Genomic DNA, 16,723 nt, shown 5'->3' with positions numbered 1-16,723 from the left:
TTTCATATTCACCTCTTTTTTTAAAAGTCATTCTTTAACATTATACCATAATTTATAATATTTTTATCGGTCTTAGATACTAGTTGTATATATGATTAGCATTTATCATACATTTTTGACGCGAGGCACAGCCTCATACGCAAAAAAAGCAAAGTGGGATGTACTTTGCTTTTTTAATTTAATATATATTTTTTTACTGAAGGTATCTTTTGTAAAGCAGGTACAATCAGCATAATAATTATAATTCTAACTGGTATTTCAAAAATCTTAAAGATTCTACCTTGTGCAAAGTATTGTACTTTGATTGGAATTTTAAAGTAAATTTGAATTAAAAGTGGTGTAAAGATAAATGTTCCAATCAGCATGATCACTATAACAGCAAAGCTAGTATAAGCCCAATCTTTTATACTTTTTGCGTCCAATCTTTTTTTGTAAAAGAATAATCCATAAAAGAAACCTTGAACAGCTTCTAAAAGAGTAAAGGCAAGTATAAAATGACTTCCACCACCGCCACCAGTTGCCATATTGATAATATCAGATAAAACAAAAGTGATTGGAGCAATTATTGGACCTGCAACAGCACCAATAAGTACATTAGGAACAAAGCTAAAACCAACTTTTAAAGTACCTGGAATTATCCAAACTGATAATTTTCCAATAATAAATTTCAACGCCATAAGCATTGCTAGTGTTACCGTAAGCCTAGTTGTTATTTTAGGCAGGTATTTGTCTGTAAATTTTTTCATTGAGCTCTCCTCTAAATTTTGGTGAGCTGTTAAAAATTGCTTGGAATTTCCAATATAATTTCTTGACAGCGAATGCATTCTACAAACCGCGTCGATAAAATCGGCTTCGTCCCGGGGCAACATCCCATCCCACGGACACTTGACGCTTGTAAAACTACTCTGTAATAAAATATTACTTTTTGATTATAGCATAAAAAAATGAATCTAAGTATAAAAATAAATACTATAAGTACTTATAGTATTTATCACAGCAATCACTGTTATATTTTAACATATATTAAAAACTTCAACTTTTTAGAATAAATTGATTAAAGTAAACATATGAAGTTTCCAGCATTAATTACCCAAACTTTTGTCAAGATCAACACTAACTAGATAGTCTAAAATCTTATCTGCAAATTTAGGATTTTCTTTTAACTCATTGATAACACCATTTAAATTCGAAGAATTATCAGTTATTATACCATCGACGTTAATAAGTGCCATTTTTTTCATGCTATCAACGTCGTTAACAGTCCAAGCATAAACATTTTGTTTTCTCAGATGTGCCTCATCAACAAAAGACTCATTCAAAGTTGTTTGCTCCATCGTATATCCATCTGCATCAGTACGTGGAAAAATAAAATTATAAGGCAGTATAAAGTATGTCTTGAGTTTACTGTTTTTCTTAACTTCTTTTACAGCATTATAGTCAAGTGAGTGTATTTCATGACCATTATCCATCAGCTCTTTTTCATACTGTTTAACAAAATTTGATACATAGTCTTTGGAATCATAACGTGTAGTCTTAATTTCAACTAAAAGTTTTTGTTTATGAGAATTTGCTGCTTTCAAGTAATCATCAAAACTTACAACTGGAGCTGAAGAGCCATTTTCTTTTGCAACAAGTTTCGTCAACTCTGCGAGCGTTAATTCTTGTGGACGCTTATTAACTCCCGTAAGAACTCGCAAGTTTTCGTCATGCATAACTACAAATTTCTTATCAGATGTCTCTTGAATATCCATTTCAACATAATCAGGATGAGCTGTTTTAATAGTATGCTCCAAGGCTGGGATAGTATTTTGAACACCGTATCCTGCATCAACTCCACGATGTGAAATATTAAGAGCAGGATGTTCAACTGTATCTACTAAGAATATCCAATTCCCTACAACGTAAAAGAAAACTGTAAAACTAACAAATGTTATAACAAGCCATCTTGGGAAACGAGTTTGCTTGACACCTTTTTGATTAATCAGTGCATCAGGCTTAACTTTTTCGTTTGATAAGAGAAGCTGAATTAAAATATAATTAGCCCACAAAACAACAAATAAACTGACTAATTGTACCAAAGATAGGTTTAATATTCCCATAATCAGAGGAATTGGTTTAACAAGTCCGTCTTCAATATACTGGAATATATAAACTAGTATATATACAATTACTGCAACAATTGTAGAAATCGCTGACACAATAAATAATCGAAGAGTGTAATACCAAAACTTTTTTTTAGTAATAGCTAGACTTTCCTTCATCGCCTGAGTAAAACTCATGTCGTTCATAATCATCAAAGGTAGTACAAACATCAACCTCAAACCAATATAAGCAATCGCAATCGAGAGTACTGCAATACCTAACGCTATCCACCCATTGTTTGATAGGAAATCTAAAATAAATTGAGGAATAACTACCTTATCTAACAACTTTGTTTTGAAAATTGTTCCAGCAAAAGGAATTACCAGAATGAAATATATAGTTAAGAATATAGCGGATGGTCCAAAAAGACGTGGTATAGATTTATAAGTATCTTTGATAATTCTACTAATTTGAAATGTTGAACTATCAATTTGACTGATACCTCTAATTAAAAAGCTAAACTGAATAAAAACCGAAAAGATTATAAAAAGAAAAATCAGTATAAATCCTAATAAAGCAAATGGTTTAGTGAGGAATATTTCCAAATTATTGTAGGAAATATAAGGAATATCATTCCATTCCATCACTTTATGAAATCCAAAATTTGCTAAAAAAATTACTATGTCCAAATAAAAACTTATAAACAGTGATAGAAAAATTGTTCTATCCCATTTTTTAAAAAATTGATCGGTGTTTGATTTAATAAAAGTTAAACTTGATTTCATATTCTAACCCCTTATAATTTGTAAATTTGATTATATAAAAATAAACCACTAATTTCTAGCGGTTTATTTTAATTTATAATTCTCAATAAGGATTTTATTAGTCTTGGAAGCTTTGAACATCACGTGCAATAACTAACTCTTCGTCAGTTGGGATTGCAAGAACTTTAACTTTTGCGTCATCAGTTGAAATAACACCTTCGTATCCACGAACATTCTTAACTGGATCAATTGTTAGACCAAACCAGCTTAAGTCTTTAGCGACTCTTTCACGAATATCAGCAGCATTTTCACCAACACCAGCTGTAAATACAATTGCATCAGCTCCATTTAATACTGCAAAGTATTGACCAATATATTTTTCAACACGGTCAAGATACATTTCATAAGCTAAAATAGCTTTTTCATTTCCTTCTTTAATTCCTTCTTCAACATCACGCATATCACTTGAGATATCACTGATTCCAAGAAGACCTGATTGTTTGTTTAGCATATCAACAACGTCTTGAGCAGTCTCTAGGTTTTCATCTTTAGAGATGATGTATGGGAAAATTGAAGGATCGATATCGCCAGAACGAGTTCCCATCATAATTCCTGCAAGTGGAGTGAATCCCATTGAAGTATCGACTGATTTTCCACCGTCAACAGCAGTAATTGATCCACCATTTCCAAGGTGACATGTGATAATCTTAAGATCTTTGATATCTTTTCCAAGAATCTCAGCAGCTTTTTGGCTTACATATTGATGGCTTGTTCCGTGAGCACCATATTTACGAACTGAATAATCAGTATAGTATTTATTTGGCATTGGGTAACGATAAGCTTTTTCTGGCATTGTAGTGTGGAAAGCAGTATCAAATACAGCTACACTAGTAATGTTTGGAAGTAGGTGTTTAAATGCTTTAATTCCTTGTAAGTTAGCAGGGTTATGAAGAGGAGCCAACTCAGATAATTCAGCAATTTCTTCCATTACTTTATCATCGATAAGAGTTGATTTTTTGAAGATTTCACCACCAGCAACAACACGGTGACCAACTCCTGTTATTTCATCATATGATGAAATAATTCCAAGACGGATTAGGTCATCTAAAAGGATTTTTACTGCTTCTTCATGATTTGGAATATCAAGAGTTTGAGTATCTTTTTCATCTCCCCATTTAACTGTTGAAATAGATTGAGGAAGTCCAACACGCTCGATAAGACCTTGAGCTAATACTTCTTCTTGAGGCATCTCATATAGTTGCCATTTAAGACTTGAACTTCCAGCGTTAATTGCAATTGTTTTTGACATTTTTAAATCTCCTAATTCTTAAAATCATTCAACGAATTTACTTGTAACCGTTTTCGAATTAATTATAACACATTCTTTGTGAATTCAGCCATAAATTGCTGTACTATTTCTGTCTCAGTTAGGCTTGATAAGTTATATACAAAAGTAGGTTTATTTGTGATTTTTTTATCGAATACAAAAATTGCCTTAGGAGAATTCTTAAATAGATTTTGTGGTAAGGCAATCAATGCTGATAAGTGTGCTGAATCTTTCATCCATCCCTTTAATTCATCTGCCTGTCCACTAGTCAATAAATCTACAGGAGCAAGGAAAATAGCAATACCATCATCTTTTAGATAATTAAGTGCCTGTTCCATCAATAAATGGTGAGCGTAGGTATGTTCATCTTTATCCGTTGCAACTTGAAAATTTGACGCTTCTTCATCATCGGGATAAAAACCAATTGGTAAGTCACTTATAACTACATCACTAGGTTCAATTAGAAGCGGTTTAACAGCATCCTGTTGCATAAATTCAACCTTAAGTTTCATAACATCAGCAATACTTGCTGCTAAATCAATCAAAAGATCATCGACTTCTATACCTATATAAAATATATTCTTATCAGAATTTGATAAAAGTGTTGATGCCATGTTACCAGTACCCGACCCAAGTTCGACTATCGATATGTCTTTTTGTGGTTTTAATGTATCAATTATAAAATTGATAATATAAGCAATACTATCAGGAGTAAATTGATGATTTGCCTGTAATTTTGCAAATTGGCCTCCTTTTATTAGAACAAATTGGAATGCTTTCTGCCACTCTTGCTGACTAAGATTTAAAGAATGAAGTTTCTCATTATTTTTTTCAACCGTCTCGTTTGAAGATTTACCTTCCACATAAGCAACATTTTGCTCAATCAAAGCATCGTAGAAATGCGTATGTAATTCTTGCTCAAGAGTTTGTGTATTTTCAATAATTAAATTAAAAGCTTCTTCTACTTTTTGAATATCCATCTATTTTTCACCAACTTTCCAAATCATGTTAAACCATTCTTCACCACCGAGGTTTGATTTCGACTCTCCGTCATATGTAAAACCTTTTTTTTCATAATATTTGATAAGATAATCGTGACAAGTCAGAGTAATTCCTTTTCTTTTAGTTTCCATAGCTAAATCTTTCATTGCTTGAATCAAGGCGTCTCCAATTCCAGCTCCTTGGAATTTTTCATCAATTGAAAGGCTAGTTATAGCAATATAGCCACCATTTTCAGGGTTTTCTTCAACATGACTAAATAATTCATCTGCTAAATGTTTATCCTTGATTACAGCACCTTCCATATATCCAGCAAATTCACCATCAACTTCTGCAATGTAAAAGGTATCAGGCGTTTTTTCAGCCCTTTCTTCCATAGCCTCACGAGTTGTCGCTACGTTACCAAAATTGTCGATTTCAACACGCATTACATCATCAATATCATTTGCTTCTACATTTCTAATAATCACTTCTATTTTATTTTTATCCATTACTATTCCCATCTATGACAAGTATCTCTAGCTCCATTATAACATGGAAGCATTTATAATTAAATTATTCAAAAGTCTAAAATAATAAAAACAAAAAAACCACCGAAGTGGTTTTAACGACGCTTATTAACGACGTAGTCCTAATGAAGAAATTAGTTCACGGTAACGTTGAACATCTTTTTCACGTAGGTAACCTAAAAGATTACGACGGTGACCGATTTTTTTCATTAACCCACGGTATGTAGCGTGGTCTTTTTTATGTGATTTAATATGATCGTTCAGGTGGTTGATTTCCCAAGTTAGTACAGCGATTTGTACTTCTGGTGAACCAGTATCACCTTCGTGACGAGCGTATTTTGCGATAATTTCATTTTTTTTCTCTTTTGAGATTGCCATGTTATTTCTCCTTTAATTTTAAGTACATCCGAGTTAACGTTTGGCACGCGTATTACCAAGATGCCTTCTTGTAGAAAACTACCTAATTATGATAAACTATTATTATTGAAATTTCAAGTAATCAAGCATTTATTTATGCATTTAGCTTGTATTTTATGATAAAAAGTGTCAAATTATAGATATAAAGATTGACAATATTAGAAGGAGAACGTTTTGGAAACTCAAACAATTAAAAAATTGACCTCTGCTGGTCATTTAATAGATATGGATGATATTATTAGGGAAGGAAATCCCACTTTACGTGAAATTGCGGCTGATGTTGAATTCCCTTTATCTGATGAAAATATCATTTTGGGAGAAAAAATGCTTAATTTTTTAAGAAATTCTCAAGATGAAGTTACTGCTGAAAAAATGGGACTTCGTGCTGGAGTGGGTATTGCAGCACCTCAACTAGATATTTCTCGTAAAATCATCGCTGTCCTAGTACCAAATGCAGAAGAAATTGAAGAAAACGAAAAAGGGGAAGAAGTTGTCATCCCCCCTAAAGAAGCTTATAGCCTTGCAACTGTAATGTATAATCCTCGTGTTGTTTCTCATTCAGTACAAGATGCTGCTCTTGCTGAAGGGGAAGGATGTCTATCAGTAGATAGAGATATCCCTGGATATGTTATCCGTCATGCTCGTGCAACAATAGAATATTTTGACAAAGAAGGAAATAAGAAAAAAATTAAACTAAAGGGATATAATGCAATAGTTGTTCAACATGAGATTGATCATATTAATGGCATTATGTTCTTTGACCGCATTAACCCTAAAAACCCATTTGCTACTACAGAAGGTATGCTATTACTTGATTAGTCTTGCTAAAAATATAATATTTATTGACTGATAATTTATCAGTCTTTTTTATTTATATTTATATGAATAAAAAAAATTGAAGCATAAGTACTTCAATTTTTTAATATGTTTAGTAAGTCAAAATTGAGTATTTTTTCTTACCACGACGAATAACTGTCAATTCATTTTCAAGTTTATCTTCATTTGTCAAAGTATAATTTGTATCAGTTTGACGCTCTCCGTTAATATAGATAGCACCGTTTTGAATATCTTCACGCGCTTGTCGTTTCGAAGGGGAAATTTTTGCAGTTACTAGAATATCAACAATATTTAAATTATCTTCTGGTTTAACAGCATAATTTGGTACATCCTTCAAACCTTGTTTAATTTCTGAAACTGAAAGTTCTTTAATGTTTCCTGAAAATAATTGCTCAGAAATTTTAACTGCTTGTTCATAAGCATCTTTACCATGAACTAATGTTACTACTTCTCTAGCAAGAACTTTTTGTCCAAGTCTTTCATGAGGAGCAGCTTCAAATTCTTTACCAATTTCTTCAATTTCTTCAAGACTTAGGAAAGTAAAAATTTTCAAGAATTTAACAACATCAGCATCTGCTACATTCAACCAAAACTGGTAGAATTCATATGGTGACGTCTTATCAGCGTCAAGCCAAACCGCGTTACCTTCTGACTTACCAAATTTCTTACCTGTTGAATCAGTAATAAGTGGCACTGTAATTACATGAGCGGTTTCACCTGTTTTTTTACGAATTAATTCAGTACCGGCAACCATATTACCCCATTGGTCACTTCCACCAACCTGAAGAGTAACTCCTTGGTCTTGGTTTAAGAAGTAAAAATCATAACCCTGTAATAGTTGGTATGCAAATTCAGTATATGAAATCCCTGACTCTATACGACTCTTAACAGACTCCTTACTCATCATATTATTGATAGTAAAGTGTTTACCAACATCCCGTAGGAATTCTAAGACGTTAATTTTACTAAACCAATCGTAATTATTTGCCATTACTGCGGCATTATCACCTTCAAAGTCTAAAAAGCGTTCTAGTTGTTTTTTAATTCCTTTCGTCCATTCCAAAACAGTTTCAGTCGTTTGGAGTGAACGTTCAGTATCCTTGAAGCTAGGATCTCCGATCATACCAGTTGCTCCACCTACAAGAGCTATCGGACGGTGACCCGCAAGTTGCAAGCGACGCATATTTAAAATTGGAACTAAATGTCCCAAATGAAGACTATCAGCTGTAGGGTCATAGCCTGTATAGAAAGAAACACTCCCTTCTTGTAGTGCTTTTCTTAAAGCGTCTTCATCAGTAGTTTGAAAAACTAAGCCACGTTCGACTAATTCATCAAAAATTTCCATGCTATAACCTCCTTGTTTTTTTATACTCTATTAATTAAATACAATGTATTTTAAAGCTCAAGAGTATTTTTTAAAATTAATATTCTAATTATAGCAAAAATCTACAACTTTTGTTATAAATTTTCGATTATTTTATTCTAACTAGTTAGCCGATTACTAACATTTTTGGTATAATTGCGGTATGAGTGATAAGAATAATGAAAAAAATCAAAATACATCTTCTCAAAGAAAAGACTTGACCAAAAATAAAGGCAATGTCAATGGAGAAGAATGGTGGCAAAAAACTAAAGATTTCTTTAGCATTGCATTTATGTCTACTAGAGGTGTTATATATACTCTCTTAGTTGTCCTGCTATTAGTAATCTTATTTGCTGGTGGATTAGGGGCTGGATATTTTGCTAGTTTAGTTGATGATGTAAAAGTACCAAGCAAGGAGGAACTTGGTAAGAAAATCAATAATATCCATGGTACTTCTTCGCTAGTATACAATAACAATAATTTAATTTCCCCAGTATCGTCTGATCTTATTAGGACTAAAGTTGATAGCAAGGATATTTCTCAAAATATCAAAAATGCTATTATTTCAACTGAGGACGAAAATTTCAATAATCATAATGGTGTTGTCCCTAAAGCAATACTTCGTGCAACCTTGGGAGAGGTCGTTGGTCTTGGAAGTTCAAGTGGTGGTTCTACTATAACTCAACAGTTAATAAAACAACAAATTTTAGGAGATAGCCCTACATTTCAACGTAAAGCTTCTGAATTTGTTTATGCTCGTGCTGTTGAAAAAGATTTTTCTAAAGATCAAATTTTAACTGATTATCTTAATGTTTCACCTTTTGGTCGTAACAATAAAGGGCAAAATATAGCAGGTGTACAGGAAGCAGCAAAAGGAATTTTTGGAAAGAACGCTTCTGAAGTAAATGTGCCTCAAGCCGCCTTCATTGCCGGTCTTCCACAGAGTCCAATTACTTACAGTCCTTATGCTGCAGATGCAAGCCTCAAATCTCCAGACAATTTATCCTATGGTCTCGAACGTAAAGATACTGTCCTTTTCAATATGTACCGTAGTGGTTACATCAATAAGAAGGAGTATGACGAATATAAGGCATACGATCTAAAGAAAGATTTTATTCCTTCAAGTGCACCTGATACAATCAGTCATGACTATCTCTACTACACTATTATTGACGAAGCTGTTGATCATATCTACGACTACTTAATAAAAGAAGACAAAGTCTCTGAAAGTGATCAAAAAAATGACTCTACTAAAGAAGAATACCGCAAACTAGCTTTACAAAAATTACAACAAGGTGGATATACTGTTCAATCGACTGTTGACCAAGGAATTTATAACGCTATGCAGACTGCCGTTGCAAATTTCGGTGGTTCCTTAGATGATGGAACAGGTCAGGTTCAAGTTGGCAACGTACTAATGGACAATAAAACCGGTGCAGTACTAGGCTTTATTGGTGGACGTAACTATCAGGAAAACCAAAATAACCACGCTTTTGATACTAAAAGAAGTCCTGGCTCTAGTATTAAACCAATATTAGCTTATGCACCTGCTATTGATCAAGGAATTATCGGAAGTGCAAGCCGATTAAGCGACTATCCTGCAACCTATTCAAGCGGTCAACCAATAATGCACGTAGGTGATCCTGGTACTAATCAAATGCAGACGGTTCAAGCAGCTTTAAATGCTTCTACAAATATACCTGCCTACTGGCTATATCAGACAATGCTTAAAGAAAATAAGCCTTCTCAACCATATATGGAAAAAATGGGGTACAAAGTCGAAGATTATAGTATCGAAAGCTTACCTATTGGGGGAGGAATTGACCAATCAGTAGTCCAACAAACCAACGGTTATCAAACTCTAGCAAACCATGGTGAATATCAAAAACAACATGTGGTTCAAAAGATTTCTGATGATAGTGGTAAAGTTATATATGAATGGAAGTCTAATCCGACTAAAGTATTCTCAAAAGCTACTGCAAGTATAATGAATGAATTATTACGTGGTCCCATTCGTTCGAAAGAAACCACTAAATTTATTGACTATCTGTCTAGTGCAAATCCCAATTTAGTATCATCTATTGATTGGACAGGTAAAACCGGTACTAGTGAAGATTACACAGATGCTTGGCTCTTACTTTCAAGTCCAACTGTGACACTAGGAGGATGGATTGGTCATGATGATAATACTCCTCTAGGTAGTGGAACTGGTGTTGTTAATCAAGCCAACTATATGGCTAATCTTGTTACAGCTATTAACAATTCTAAAGCTGGTATCTTTGGAGATGGACAGAAATTTGAACTCGATCCAAGTGTAACAAAGAGTACTGTCTTAACGTCTACAGGTGAAAAACCAGGTAAGGTTGAAGGTGGACCAATTACAATAACCCTAAGTGGTGAAACAACTACAAGTCACTGGGCAACATCCGAAGGTGCACCTATTACTCAATATCGTTTTGCAATTGGTGGAAGCGATGCAAACTATGCTGATGCGTGGAGTAAAATCGTTAACTTCAATGGGTATAGCAATAGAAATAATAGATAATACAAAAACTCCAATATTAATTGGAGTTTTTTATTGACTCTTCTCTCAGTCATTGTATAGGTATTTTGCCATAAATATATTTTACTAAACGTCTATAAATCTTAAACTATTAAGCTATTGAGCAAAGTTTTTAGTAAAAAATATCATTTTACCAATGTATTACAAAAGAAAAAGCATACTCGAAAGTATACTTAGACATAAATATTTTATAAGAAATCCGCAAGCTCTGCATCTTCTTCGTTTTTATTACCTTCTTTTTCAATTGTTGAAATCATAATTCCTTCTACTGCACGTTCAACTAATCCATCAACATCCATACGTTTTTCATATTGAATAGCATTTTCTAATTTAGGATTTGTCTTTGGACTTGGTGGTGCAAAAATTGTACAACAATCTTCATATGGTTGGATAGAAATATCAAATGTATCAATCTTTTCTGCAATTTCAATAATTTCTAATTTATCCATTGTTACAACTGGACGGATAATTGGTGTATTTGTAACCTCATTAATTACAACCATACTACCCAGAGTTTGGCTTGCAACTTGTCCTAGACTTTCACCATTGATAATAATCGATGCCTCTCTGCGATTACGAATTTCATCGGTAATACGCATCATAAAACGTCTAGTAATCGTCATCAAATAAGCTTGTGGTACATTGTTTTTAATTTCTTCCTGAATCTCTGTAAATGGAACTTCAATAAACTTAATGTTACCACCAAAAGAAGTAAGCTTTTCAGTTAAATCTTTCGCTTTTTGAAGAGCACCTGGGCTTGTGTAAGGAGGACTTGCAAAGTGAACTGCCTCAATTTCAACTCCACGCTTAAGAGCTAAATAGCCAGCAACAGGAGAATCTATTCCACCTGAAAGCATTAGCATACCACGACCACTAGTCCCAACAGGTAGTCCACCAGCTCCTTTAATTGTTTCATAAGAAAGATAAGCAGCATCTGGACGAATTTCAACACGAAGATTTAAATCAGGTGCCTTCATTTGTACCTTAGCATGGGCAATATTATCAAAAACAAGACCTCCAAGATCTTGGTTAAGTTCAGTACTATCAAGCTCAAAGTCATGATCGCTTCGCTTAGCAGTAATCTTAAAAGTCATACCCTCAGTATAGACATCATTCATAAGCTCAACTACAGCTGTGCGGATAGCATCCATATTTTTCTCAACCTTAATACTAGGTGAAAAATTTTGAATTCCAAAAACTTTAGTTAAACGCTCTGCTACAACTTCGTAATCAGCACCATTTAAAATAATGTGAGTTCTATCTCTTTGAGCATCAACTGAAAGCTCAGGCATATCAACAAGAACTTGCTTAATATTACGAGCAAGTCGACCAATAAACTTACCACGATTTTTCCCTTTTGTTGAAAGTTCGCCGTAACGAACCATAATTTCTGTATATTTCACGTATCTCTTCCTCTATTGTCTTGGTTTTAAAAATGCTAACAGAAAACATCCTGAAGCAAATAAGAATAATTGGTTCCACTTGATTGATAAAAGAAACAATATCAGTGAAACAGCAAGAATCTTATAATTTGGTTTCTTCCTCATATTGTACTTTCCTATCTAATCTTTTGGAATTTATCGTAAAGATGGTTAAGGACTGTCAAGAACTGCTCTACCTCAGCCATGCTATTTTCTTCATCCAAACTAATACGAACAGCAGATGTAGCAATTTCTGGTCGAACGTTCATTGAAATCAAGGTACTGGCAGCAGATCCAGCTTTTGAACTACATGCACTTGTTGTAGAAATAAAAATTTCTCTTTCTTCAAATGCATGAACTAAAACCTCACCCCGAACTCCTTTGATTCCGAAAGTAATAATATTCGGTACAAAATTTTCAGTCCCCGAAAAAATTTCAATGCCATCATATGTTCTAAGCTGATTAACAATTACTTCTTTCATTCGTGCCAAATGTTGATTTTTTGCGCTCATATCTTCTAGAGTCAATCGCAAGGCACGTGCAGTTGCAGCAATACCTGCAATATTCTCAGTAGTTGAACGAAGATTATTTTCTTGCCCTCCTCCTGAAAGTAAGGGTTCAATTTTTTTACCTTCCTTTATGTAAGCAAGACCTACTCCTCGAACCCCGTGGAACTTATGGCTTGAAAAACTAGCCATATCTACACGGTCAAATAAGTAATTTTCTACAGGAATCTTACCTGTCGCTTGAACAGCATCAACATGAAAGGTAATATTTGGCTTATCTGATAAAAGTTCAGCTATTTCTTTAAGCGGTTGTATACTACCGACTTCATTATTTACTGCCATTATAGAAACAACAGTCGTATCATCGTCAATTAAGTCAGCTAATTTATCAACATTGATAAATCCTTTTTTATCAACAGGTGCATAATCAACGTTAAATCCACGTTTTTCAAGCCAATGAGCAGATTCTTTAATTGCTGGATGCTCAATAGCTGAGACAATAATATGCTTACCAAATTTTTCTTTTTCAAGTGCTGTTCCCTTTAAAAGCCAGTTATCACTCTCGGTACCACCACTAGTAAAGTAAATTTCATTTGTATTAACATTGAGTAGTTCAGCTATTTGTTTACGGCTTAGTTCTAATAATTTATCGGCCGTATTACCTAAGCTATGTAGACTACTTGGATTTCCCCAAATTCTTGTAGCTACGTCTGTATAGGTTTTCAAAACCTGTGGATAAGGCTTAGTTGTTGCAGCATTATCAAAATAAATCACAGCTTTCTCCTCTATTTTTTTATAATATTAAATCTTGTAATCAAGCACTCATAAGTATAACAAAAATATAGTTCATTTTCATAGTGTTTTGGTCAATTTTTTCTATACACACTTTCTGACAAAAGTATAAAAAAACCAGTGCTTGGCACTGATTAATTTCTTCCTCCACGATACTCAAGGAAATCATATAATAAGCTACTATATTCCTCATTCATTGAGTAATCTTCAAGAGTATTAACATTCTTACGCATTTGTCGCGCCTTAGCTGAGGTAATCTCACCTCGAGCTTCATATTCTGCAATTAATTTTCTCTCCAAATAATAACCGCGCGTCATTTCATCTATATTATTTGGTCTATAGTGGGCAAAGAGACGTTTAAAATCACCCTCTGCAACTAGCTCTGCAGAACGTAATCTATCAGATCCTAATAGATTAATCAAATTTGAATCGTATACGTCATACAAGTTATAAAGTGATGATAGGACTAACTCAGTATTTTGAAGATATAAATCTTTAAGTTCTTGTTTATCCTCATCAGTTAGAATCGGAGTTTTTCTTGTGACACCTTTTTTACGACGGAAAAGGTGCAAGAATTCTACAATGGCCATATGTGCTGCTCTGAAAAGAATTGTTACTGCAAAAGTCAATGACGATACCAAACTGTGAGTAATTGAACGCTCTAATTCTTTTAAGTAACGATGATACACGCGATAAGTATTTATACTGATATCACCATTAGAATAGGCGCTGTTTAAGCTATCTTCTTCGATTTGTAAAATCATAAGTTGTAGATTATTGAAATCCTCAGTTGCTTCTTCACTTTCTTGCATCAAGATAAACTTCTGTATTCTTTGAGTATAATTGTCAATGGTTGCATAATAACCGTCTTTTACTCGTGTTTTTTCCAGATCATCTTGAAGGGCTAACACTACATCGTTTAGTATCGCAATCTGTCCAAAATAATTAGCTTTTCCTTCTTTTTTAGGTGCAATCATAGGCAAAATTATGATTCCCGATAAGAAACTTAACATTGTAACTCCTGCCGTTGTAAAAATCATCATGTTATACTTTTGAGCGACAGCATGTGGAATTAACATAATTGTAGCGATACTTACTGTACCTTTAACTCCTGCAAAAGTTAACAGCATTAAATCGCTTTTATATCTTTCAAAGGGTTGCTTTCTTTTGATACTTATAATCTTATAGTAGATTGCTAAAAGAACAAATCGAGTAGCAAATAAAACAACCGTAAGTACAAACACTATTAATAAGAGTGTCCAGTTATCATATGAATCATTTTTCAAAACAGGGTGCGCTATTGTTTCAAGTTCAATTCCAAGAAAAATGAAGACTACACCGTTTAACATGAATACAATTGTATCCCAAATGGTACTTGATACTTGGTTAACTTGGGCATCAAATAATGTAATTTTTTTAAAGCCCGCCGCTTGAAGAACACCAGCTACTACTACTGCTATAATTCCAGATACATGGAGCAACTCTGATAGGCTAAAGGCTAAAAGTGGCATCATAAGTTCTAAAAGCAAGTAACCTACTACGTCTTGAGCGGCAACATCCTCCATTAAAGAAAGAATTGTATTGTTCAACCATGATACTAAGTATCCGATAAGAGCTCCCCCTAGGGCAGATATTACAAACTGAACACTTGCATTTGCCAGTGAAAATTTACCTGTTGTTAAGGCAAGAAGCGCGAACTGAAAGGCAATGATACCACTTGCATCGTTAAGCAGTCCTTCCCCAGAAAGAATACTCTTTATCCTTTTCGGAAAGTCAAAACGACTTGCTAAAGATGAGACTGCAACTGCATCAGTTGGACCTAAACTTGCTCCAATCGCAACACAAGCAGCCAAAGGCATTGTAGGGAAAAATGAATGGGCAGCAAACCCCATGACAACGGCAGTAATAAACACGACTGGAAGAACTAAAATTGCAACTGTTCGCCAGTGTTTCATAATACTTGGAACGTTAGCTTCCTCGCCTTCCCTAAAAAGCAAGGGTGCTATTCCAAATGCCAAAAAAACCTCTGGATCAAACTTTAATATTTGATCAGCTCCAAAGGTTGCCATTATTATACCTAATACTACTTGAATAAAAGGTAAGGGGATTTTCGGAAACACTCGGTTTATAATATTTGATGCTATTAAAGCAGATAAAAAACCGATTATAAAAAATATTAGTTGATGATCCACTAAATTCTCCTTAATTATTTAATCAATTATTAGGATTTATAAATTGTTTAAATCTTTATATTTTTGTTTAAAAAGAGCTTTTTGCATTGCTAATTTTTCATCGATATCAGTACAAGATTTATTATCAATCATACGTTGGCAACGTTTAAATTCTAATTGAGCCATTTTTCTTTTCATTCTTGCTCTTTTTGCTTCATTAGAAGAAAATTTTTCATAGAATTTTTCCTTGTACTCAGGATGTTTTGCTAATTTCTCTTTAAATTCTTGTTTTTCAAGATAGACTTCACGCATCATATTCAAACGTTTCATGAATTCTTCTTCTGAAATATTTTTTCTCATTTTTTTCTCCAAAAATAATGTAGGGTGGACATTCCACATTTCATTCTGTTATTCTACTATTATACCACCAAAAATACAAGACATACATTTTAATAACTTAATTTTAAAAATACTAATAATATTTTACTTATACATAAATTAAAGGTAATATTATAGTTAAAAGGAGGTTCTAATATGGAACAAGAGTATAAGAAGATTCTGGTTGGTGTTGATGGTAGTGATGAGGCTGAAAAAGCTTTTACTAAAGCGGTGCAAGTTGCTATTAGAAATAAAGCTGAATTAGTGATTGTTAATATTATTGATTCAAGAGCCTTCCAAGGAATTAGTGGTTTTGAGAACGTTATTGCTGATGATACTCTCAAATCTGCAAAAGAATTTGTTGATAGATATGAAAAGATTGCTCATGATGCTGGTGTGGAAAATACTAAAACTAGAATTGAGTTCGGTAGTCCAAAAGTACTTTTATCAGATACTGTTCCTCGTGAAGAAGGTGTTGATTTAATTATGGTTGGTTCAACTGGTCTTACTGCAATTGAACGTCTACTCATCGGTAGTGTTGCTGAATATATTATTCGTAATGCTCCTTGTGATGTTCTAGTTGTAAGATAATTT

Annotated in this window: 14 protein-coding genes and 1 riboswitch; of the genes, 3 read left to right on the top strand and 11 right to left on the bottom strand. The window is 33.6% G+C overall.

Features of this window, described 5'->3' with window-relative positions; translation table 11 throughout:
• Positions 1 to 173: 173 nt before the first annotated feature.
• The 6 genes from BG262_RS04575 to rpsO all read right to left on the bottom strand — a co-directional run bounded on the left by BG262_RS04575 (position 174) and on the right by rpsO (position 6,059).
• Entirely contained in the window at positions 174 to 746 is a 573-nt protein-coding gene (locus BG262_RS04575; protein WP_070787695.1) for a folate family ECF transporter S component, read from the bottom strand.
• 64 nt (positions 747 to 810) lie between these two features.
• Positions 811 to 910: riboswitch (THF riboswitch) on the bottom strand.
• Positions 911 to 1,082: 172 nt separating this feature from the next.
• Entirely contained in the window at positions 1,083 to 2,867 is a 1,785-nt protein-coding gene (locus tag BG262_RS04570) for a glycerophosphoryl diester phosphodiesterase membrane domain-containing protein (RefSeq protein WP_070787694.1), read from the bottom strand.
• Positions 2,868 to 2,964: 97 nt separating this feature from the next.
• Complete coding sequence (locus BG262_RS04565; RefSeq protein ID WP_070787693.1) at positions 2,965 to 4,155, bottom strand: acetate kinase; 1,191 nt, start codon at positions 4,153 to 4,155, stop codon at positions 2,965 to 2,967.
• A 62-nt stretch (positions 4,156 to 4,217) separates the two neighbouring features.
• Positions 4,218 to 5,153, bottom strand: a complete 936-nt coding sequence (locus tag BG262_RS04560; RefSeq protein WP_070787692.1) for a class I SAM-dependent methyltransferase — start codon at positions 5,151 to 5,153, stop codon at positions 4,218 to 4,220.
• Positions 5,154 to 5,642, bottom strand: coding sequence for a GNAT family N-acetyltransferase (locus tag BG262_RS04555; RefSeq protein ID WP_070787706.1), 489 nt, complete (start codon positions 5,640 to 5,642; stop codon positions 5,154 to 5,156).
• Between the two features lie 147 nt (positions 5,643 to 5,789).
• Positions 5,790 to 6,059, bottom strand: a complete 270-nt coding sequence (rpsO, locus tag BG262_RS04550) for a 30S ribosomal protein S15 (RefSeq protein ID WP_070787691.1) — start codon at positions 6,057 to 6,059, stop codon at positions 5,790 to 5,792.
• Positions 6,060 to 6,323: 264 nt separating this feature from the next.
• Here rpsO and def point away from each other — a divergent pair, with 264 nt between their 5' ends.
• Entirely contained in the window at positions 6,324 to 6,917 is a 594-nt protein-coding gene (gene def / locus BG262_RS04545) for a peptide deformylase (RefSeq protein ID WP_070787705.1), read from the top strand.
• A gap of 109 nt (positions 6,918 to 7,026) precedes the next feature.
• Here the strand turns inward: def and tyrS are convergent, their stop codons facing one another.
• A complete protein-coding gene (tyrS, locus tag BG262_RS04540) occupies positions 7,027 to 8,280 on the bottom strand; it encodes a tyrosine--tRNA ligase (protein ID WP_070787690.1) in 1,254 nt (417 codons plus the stop codon).
• A gap of 181 nt (positions 8,281 to 8,461) precedes the next feature.
• On the opposite strand from tyrS, the gene BG262_RS04535 reads away from it, so the two are divergent.
• Complete coding sequence (locus tag BG262_RS04535) at positions 8,462 to 10,843, top strand: transglycosylase domain-containing protein (protein ID WP_070787689.1); 2,382 nt, start codon at positions 8,462 to 8,464, stop codon at positions 10,841 to 10,843.
• Between the two features lie 206 nt (positions 10,844 to 11,049).
• Here BG262_RS04535 and thiI read toward each other — a convergent pair whose 3' ends face one another.
• The 4 genes from thiI to BG262_RS04515 form a co-directional block, all read right to left on the bottom strand.
• Positions 11,050 to 12,264 (bottom strand): tRNA uracil 4-sulfurtransferase ThiI, encoded by a 1,215-nt coding sequence (thiI, locus tag BG262_RS04530; RefSeq protein ID WP_070787688.1) that lies wholly within the window; start codon positions 12,262 to 12,264, stop codon positions 11,050 to 11,052.
• A gap of 155 nt (positions 12,265 to 12,419) precedes the next feature.
• A complete protein-coding gene (locus BG262_RS04525) occupies positions 12,420 to 13,562 on the bottom strand; it encodes a cysteine desulfurase family protein (protein ID WP_070787687.1) in 1,143 nt (380 codons plus the stop codon).
• A 152-nt stretch (positions 13,563 to 13,714) separates the two neighbouring features.
• Positions 13,715 to 15,772: a cation:proton antiporter gene (locus BG262_RS04520; protein ID WP_070787686.1), complete on the bottom strand. Its 2,058-nt coding sequence runs from the start codon at positions 15,770 to 15,772 to the stop codon at positions 13,715 to 13,717.
• Between the two features lie 36 nt (positions 15,773 to 15,808).
• A complete protein-coding gene (locus BG262_RS04515; RefSeq protein ID WP_070787685.1) occupies positions 15,809 to 16,111 on the bottom strand; it encodes a hypothetical protein in 303 nt (100 codons plus the stop codon).
• 174 nt (positions 16,112 to 16,285) lie between these two features.
• Here BG262_RS04515 and BG262_RS04510 point away from each other — a divergent pair, with 174 nt between their 5' ends.
• Complete coding sequence (locus BG262_RS04510) at positions 16,286 to 16,720, top strand: universal stress protein (protein ID WP_070787684.1); 435 nt, start codon at positions 16,286 to 16,288, stop codon at positions 16,718 to 16,720.
• Positions 16,721 to 16,723: the final 3 nt, after the last annotated feature.

The sequence above is a fragment of the Floricoccus penangensis genome (assembly GCF_001832885.1).
GTDB classification, from domain to species: Bacteria; Bacillota; Bacilli; order Lactobacillales; family Streptococcaceae; genus Floricoccus; species Floricoccus penangensis.
The sequence above is the reverse complement of the archived record's forward strand: the minus strand, read 5'-3'. Positions and strand labels throughout refer to the sequence as shown.

Excerpts from the sequence above, each read along its gene's own strand:
- BG262_RS04515 (WP_070787685.1), bottom strand. The coding sequence starts at position 16,111 with ATGAGAAAAAATATTTCAGAAGAAGAATTCATGAAACGTTTGAATATG.
- BG262_RS04565 (WP_070787693.1), bottom strand. The coding sequence starts at position 4,155 with ATGTCAAAAACAATTGCAATTAACGCTGGAAGTTCAAGTCTTAAATGG.
- BG262_RS04560 (WP_070787692.1), bottom strand. The coding sequence starts at position 5,153 with ATGGATATTCAAAAAGTAGAAGAAGCTTTTAATTTAATTATTGAAAAT.
- BG262_RS04510 (WP_070787684.1), top strand. The coding sequence starts at position 16,286 with ATGGAACAAGAGTATAAGAAGATTCTGGTTGGTGTTGATGGTAGTGAT.
- def (WP_070787705.1), top strand. The coding sequence starts at position 6,324 with ATGGATGATATTATTAGGGAAGGAAATCCCACTTTACGTGAAATTGCG.
- BG262_RS04570 (WP_070787694.1), bottom strand. The coding sequence starts at position 2,867 with ATGAAATCAAGTTTAACTTTTATTAAATCAAACACCGATCAATTTTTT.
- BG262_RS04535 (WP_070787689.1), top strand. The coding sequence starts at position 8,462 with ATGAGTGATAAGAATAATGAAAAAAATCAAAATACATCTTCTCAAAGA.
- BG262_RS04575 (WP_070787695.1), bottom strand. The coding sequence starts at position 746 with ATGAAAAAATTTACAGACAAATACCTGCCTAAAATAACAACTAGGCTT.
- tyrS (WP_070787690.1), bottom strand. The coding sequence starts at position 8,280 with ATGGAAATTTTTGATGAATTAGTCGAACGTGGCTTAGTTTTTCAAACT.
- rpsO (WP_070787691.1), bottom strand. The coding sequence starts at position 6,059 with ATGGCAATCTCAAAAGAGAAAAAAAATGAAATTATCGCAAAATACGCT.